This window comes from Psychrobium sp. 1_MG-2023 (genome assembly GCF_030689115.1).
Lineage (GTDB): Bacteria > Pseudomonadota > Gammaproteobacteria > Enterobacterales > Psychrobiaceae > Psychrobium.
Genome location: NZ_JAUYVJ010000041.1, coordinates 22,153 through 28,472 on the forward strand (window position 1 = coordinate 22,153; position 6,320 = coordinate 28,472).

The window sequence follows — 6,320 nt, forward strand, 5'->3', positions numbered from 1 at the left end:
TCAGGACATTAAACGCATTCTATTGCTCAAATAAAGATGCATGAAAGAACTTAGCTAAGGCTAATACCGCCGCTTGCCGGTAGTTCCCTTCTCTCGTCGCCAAGCCATTAGTTAGCAAACCAATTGCGCCACCTTTTTGCTTGATATTATGCGTACTAAATAGCTTATCCATGAGGGGCCCTAACTCTGCCCCCTCAACAAGTGATTGATAAACAGACTGTGGCAAAGGTAAATTTGCACTTCTACCAACACTCAGTTGCTTACCATCAGATATCGCAATATAAGCAAACGTGGCTGGACCATCCTCAAAATTATCAACACCCCCTTCAATCGCTGCATAAAAGTCAGCTTGAGCGTGTTGCTGGCAATAGTTTAATCGATTCACTGCACCATCTCGTGTCTCTTGAGTTGTCATCGGTTGTTCCCTGACTAATGAGGGAGCATTTATTCCTTGGCACTCTATCTCGTCATTAGGGTAATAAAGCGCTAATGCACTTTTAATAGCGTTAATCTTGACAGGGTTATTAGAACCCACCACGACTCTAAATTTTTGAGATGACATGCTTACTTTTCCACTTAAACTTAACTTTCGCTCGGAGCATAGCATGCACCACAATGCAGATAATAGTTCAAGGTAAAGAAAAAAGACTAACCCCTACCACTAAACTCAATTAAAATAGCAGTCTAGTTTTTCGCCTAGGACATGGAACCACTTATGCGCTCCCTTTCAAGCTCGCGTTTACAGTCGGCCTTACTTTTAACGCTATTTTTAAGCGCTTGTGCCATCATTCCTCAGCTCGAGCTCGATGAACTATACGGAGAAGAAAATCCTACACGTTTTATCCAGCCTGTTATCGCAACAAATGACAGCCCTTTAAGCTATGACGCCAACGCCAAGGGGATTATCGATAAGCGTTGTACGGTATGTCATGGTTGCTATGATGCGCCGTGCCAACTCAACTTGGCCTCGTATGACGGTTTAGCGCGTGGAGCTAGCAAAGAGCAAGTTTATTCCGGCTCTCGATTGATTGCCGCTGAACCTTCTCGGTTATTTATTGATGCACATTCACCGCAACAATGGCGAGAGAAAGGCTTTTTTCCAGTACTAAACGAACGAGCTCCCTCCGGCGACCAAGAAGCAAGTGTGATGCATCGCCTGCTCACATTAAAACAGCAACATTCACAGCAATTAGATAACCGACCGTTATCTCAGCAACTGTATGACTTTTCACTCGATAGAAGTCAATCTTGCCCAACGACAGCTCAGCTAGCGAGCTTTGAACAATCGACACCTCACTGGGGAATGCCTTACGGACTACCAAAACTTTCGCACAATGAATACACAACACTCAGCCAATGGCTAACTGCAGGCGCACCAGTAAAGCAGTTGCCTGCCTTAAGCGCCGAACTACAAACACAAGTAAACAATTGGGAACAATTTCTAAACCAAGATAGCTTAAAAGCGCAACTAATGGCACGGTATATCTATGAACATTGGTTTCTAGCCAACTTATACTTTGACCCATCTGGCAGTGCCCACCAAAGAACATTTTTTAAGTTAGTTCGGTCTAAGACACCACCACAACAACCGATTACTGTTATAGCTACCCGAACCCCTTTTGAAACACCGGGAGTCGATAGGGTTTATTACCGCTTACAGCGAGTCACTGCAACTATTTTATCAAAAACCCATATGCCTTACGCACTCAATGAACAGCGTATGAAAAAACTAACAAAATGGTTTCTCAATGATCACTATCAAGTCACATCCCTGCCTTCCTATGATTTGAAAACGGCATCAAATCCATTTGTTACTTTTGCTCAAATTCCAGCAAATTCGCGTTACCGATTTATGCTTGAAGAAGCTCGCTTTACGATCATGGGTTTCATCAAAGGACCAGTCTGTCGAGGTCAAATAGCATTGAATGTTATTAACGATCATCTCTGGGTCATCTTTGCCGCCCCTAACGATGATGCGTCAGAGCAACACCGATTAAATGCCATAGAGCAACATGGTATTATCAAGGCAACCAAAAATTTACGTTTACCAGCGGACTCAGGTAGTACCGCTGGTATTCTTAATTGGCGCCAATATGCAAAACATCAAATGGCGTATTTAGAAGCGAAATCACAGTATGTAAATACAATTTACCAAGAGGGTTTTAAACCATCTCTACAATCCGTTTGGGATGGTGATGGCCATAACCCAAATGCCGCGTTAACTATTTTCCGCCACTTCGATACTGCTTCAGTTGAATATGGGTTAATCGGTGAACAACCTCAAACAATGTGGCTTATTGGTTACCCTTTACTCGAGAAGATACATTACTTATTGGTTGCAGGCTTTGACGTGTATGGCAACTATGGTCATCAATTAAAAACGCGTCTTTACATGGACTTCCTTAGAATGGAAGGTGAATTCAACTTGCTCGGATTATTGCCCAAAGAGGCAAGGTCTCCCCTAATTAATCAGTGGTACCAAGGCGCACCAGAAACAACCGAAAAGTATTTTACTGACACCCGTTTATTATTAAACAGTGAAAGCGGAATTACCTACACCACACAACAGCCATATCAAGAGCTGCAACAAAAAATAAAGCGTCATCTAGAACCAACCTTTATGCACCAGTTTACGCTTGATACCGCCAAGCTAGAACAGAGAAGCATTGATTTATTGAAGAGAATTAATCAACTAAGCGGTGTTAAAACAAAACTACTCGCCCAAACAAGTATCCTAAGTATCGAAACAGCAACAAGAAAGCTAGAACATTTCACACTACTTCATCATAATGCGCATAAAAACGTAGCACATATTATTGCTGAAGAAGAACGTCGCTTACCGCAACAGGACTCACTGACTCTCGTACAGGGGTTCATTGGGGCATACCCAAACACGTTCTTTCGTGTCAAAGAATCGCAATTAGAACAATTTGTCATTGCATTGGAACAGCTCTCAAGTGAGCTAGATTATCACTTTTTATTAAACCAGTTTGGTATTAGAAGAACACACCCAAATTTCTGGCAATATAGTGATTCAGTTCACCAATCGTTTAAAAAGTGGCAACCTCTAGAGTATGGCCTGCTAGACTATAACCGTTTAGAAAACCGATAAGAGATTTTTTATTAACGTTTGTTGATTTCGAAAAATAATTATCGCTTTCTATTCTCAGGCGTTTATTGTTATATTCTATCCTGTAGATATAAATATATAGCGATATTTACATGTATTAACTATAATTTGGCTAGGAAAAAGGACATTCTTAAAGCGCACTAATATATTAAGGGAAGTACTTTGAGCACTATCAACCGTAGATATACAAAAACCTTCATCGGTTTTTTTCTGATGTTTACTTTTATGATTTATACGCTATTTACTAATGCGTTACACACAAAAGTAGATAATTTACATCAGCAGTATTCCACTTTTACCGCCTCTCAGTCTGACCTCACCGCCCTTACAACTGCAGAACAGCTCATTAGCGGTGCGTTATTTTTATCACCGTTAACCAAGCACTTAAATAAGCTAGCTATCTTGGTCAGCCCTAATGCACAAGACACTAATATTGAACTGATCTATTTAAACCCTATCATACTCGATACGGCACGTGAGCTTGCTTTACCCTTTATTGCCTTAATTATTTGCCTATTTACCACTTTTCTTATTGCCAGCAACTCTCAACGAGAAAAGCATCGTCACGCCGTTAATCAGCTCTGTAAAAAGACTGATAACCTCATTGCTGTTTTCAGTGATAAAAATGAAGTACCGCAAGAGCATCCAGCGACAATTCGATTATCGCTGGCGCTAGATTTCTTATTATCCAAAGTTAATGACTATCAAGCACACAGCAAACGCAATGCTGACTGCGATAAATTAACTCAGCTCGTTAATCGTCATTGCTTTTTAGAACATATCAATCAGCGAATCAATTTTAACGCCAAAGAGCCTGCTTACCGCAGTGGCTTATTATTTATTGACCTAGACGGCTTCAAACAGGTCAATGACTCTTTTGGTCATTCCTTTGGTGATGAAGTATTAATTCAGGTAGCAGAACGCTTAAAGACTGTCGTAAGAAGTCAGAATCTTAGCTTTCCTGATAGCCCGCAAGGACTCGAATTAAACTTAGCTCGCCTGGGTGGTGATGAATTCACCTTGTTTATAGAGCACCTAGATAGTCCACACCTAGCTGTTGAAGTTGCACAACAAGTATTAAAAGAGCTCGAGCGGGATTTCATTCTTGGTAATAAGACAATCAAGATAAGTGCCAGTGTCGGTATCGCTGTGTACCCCGACAGTGCCAATAGCCCAGAAACTCTAGTACAAATGGCAGATGTTGCCATGTATCGAGCTAAAGTCGATGGCCGAGGTATCTACCGTATTTACTCTAAAGAAATGAGCAACACATTACGTCGTTACCATTATCTGCTAGAAGAAATGCGCATTGCACTAACCACCAATAGTTTTTATCTCACTTTTCAACCGATAGTTCACGTTGAAGGCTGTGCGATAAGTTACTTTGAAGCTCTAGTGCGTTGGCAGCATCCAGTTGAAGGTATTATTACCCCCACTGAATTCATTCCCATTGCCGAAGACTCTAATCAGATTTTACAGTTAGGGGATTGGATTTTATTTGAGGCCTGCCGACAAATGTCAGCATGGTATAACGCCGGTATGAATAAGACTCAGATTTCTGTTAACGTGTCTAATATTCAATTAAAACATCGCTCAATCTATCGTTGGGTGATGGATACACTAAAGAAAACTGGACTACCGCCATCAGCACTCATGCTTGAGATTACTGAATCATGCTTTATTGATATTTCCAGTGAGATAATTTCAGAATTAGAGAGGTTACGTCAAGAAGGTGTTTGCATCGCGATTGATGATTTCGGTACGGGCTTTAGTTCATTAGCGATACTAGCAACATTACCTGTCGATGTATTAAAAATAGACCGTATGTTCATTACTCAAGCGACACAAAACCCTAAGCACAGCAAGATCCTAAAATCGATTGTCGAGCTTTCTCAGCGACTCAATCTAAAAGTTGTTGCAGAAGGTATCGAAGACGTTAATCAATTAGAGTTGCTAAAATCACTTGGGGTTGTCTATATTCAAGGTTACCTATTTAGCCGGCCAGTATCACCAGTGAGTGTGGGTGAAAAAGTGTTAAATCAGAATATTGGTCACCTTGCTCATAATGGCACAGGAGTTTGGGATATGGCTCCTGAAAAGGCTAAAGTTTAAAAGCTAAACTATTTTCTGTCATTCTATAAATGGTATGTAGCTTTAAGTTATAAGCGAGGAGTTAGAGATGAATGCAGTAAAAGTAACCCACCCATTAATTGAACATAAACTCGGTTTAATGCGCGAAGATGGCATTAGTACGAAACACTTTCGAGAGTTAGCTTCTGAAGTCGGTAACCTACTAACTTATGAAGCTTCGCGTGACTTTGAGTTAGAAAATAAAACAATTGAAAGTTGGAATGGTCAAATAACCGTCCAGCAAATCGCAGGTAAGAAATTAACTGTTGTCCCTATTCTGCGCGCCGGTCTAGGCATGATGGATGGCGTGTTAACTTCTATACCTAATGCGAAAATCTCTGTTGTTGGCATGTACCGTAATGAAGAAACCCTAGAACCTGTTTTTTACTTCGAGAAGCTAGTTAAAGACATTGAACAACGCCTAGCACTTGTTGTCGATCCGATGTTAGCCACTGGAGGCTCAATGATTGCGACCATCAACCTATTAAAAGAGAGGGGCTGTACTAACATTAGAGCCTTAGTCTTAGTCGCAGCGCCGGAAGGCTTAGAAGCAATGCATAAAGCTCACCCTGACGTCACTATCTATACCGCAGCTGTTGATTCTCACCTCAATGAAGATGGATATATCTTACCGGGTTTAGGTGATGCTGGAGACAAGATTTTTGGAACTAAATAAATTCCCAATCATCGCAAGTAACAGGCTGAGTAAGATCCCGGCTTAAAACACTACCGGGATGACAGTGATTACCTTAAAGGCGTCAATCGTCATCCTCGAGGTGGTTTCATCGAGGACCTACTACAACACGTTGCTAATTCAAGTGAGTAACAGGCTGAGTGAGATCCCGGCTTAAAACACTACCGGGATGACAGTGATTACCCTAAAGGCGTCAATTCCTCGAGGTGGTTTCATCGAGGACCTACTACAACACGCTACTAATTCAAGTGAGTAACAGGCTGAGCAAGATCCCGGCTTAAAACACTAAGGGATGACAGTGATTACCCTAAAGGCGTCAATTCCTCGAGGTGGTTTCATCGAGGACCTACTACAACACGCTACTAA

The 6,320-nt window shown here is 41.3% G+C and carries 4 protein-coding genes; 3 read left to right on the forward strand and 1 reads right to left on the reverse strand.

Going from position 1 to position 6,320, the window contains the following annotated elements:
* Positions 1-19: 19 nt before the first annotated feature.
* Entirely contained in the window at positions 20-562 is a 543-nt protein-coding gene (yjjX, locus tag Q8W26_RS16520) for an inosine/xanthosine triphosphatase (RefSeq protein WP_101215776.1), read from the reverse strand.
* 153 nt (positions 563-715) lie between these two features.
* Between yjjX and Q8W26_RS16525 the strand changes: the two genes are divergently transcribed.
* From Q8W26_RS16525 to upp, 3 genes are all read left to right on the forward strand, one after another.
* Positions 716-3,112 (forward strand): fatty acid cis/trans isomerase, encoded by a 2,397-nt coding sequence (locus Q8W26_RS16525; protein ID WP_305473783.1) that lies wholly within the window; start codon positions 716-718, stop codon positions 3,110-3,112.
* A gap of 231 nt (positions 3,113-3,343) precedes the next feature.
* Positions 3,344-5,242 carry a bifunctional diguanylate cyclase/phosphodiesterase gene (locus tag Q8W26_RS16530; RefSeq protein ID WP_101215778.1) on the forward strand — a complete coding sequence of 633 codons (1,899 nt, stop codon included), beginning with the start codon at positions 3,344-3,346 and terminating at the stop codon, positions 5,240-5,242.
* 67 nt (positions 5,243-5,309) lie between these two features.
* Complete coding sequence (gene upp, locus Q8W26_RS16535; protein ID WP_101215779.1) at positions 5,310-5,936, forward strand: uracil phosphoribosyltransferase; 627 nt, start codon at positions 5,310-5,312, stop codon at positions 5,934-5,936.
* Positions 5,937-6,320: the final 384 nt, after the last annotated feature.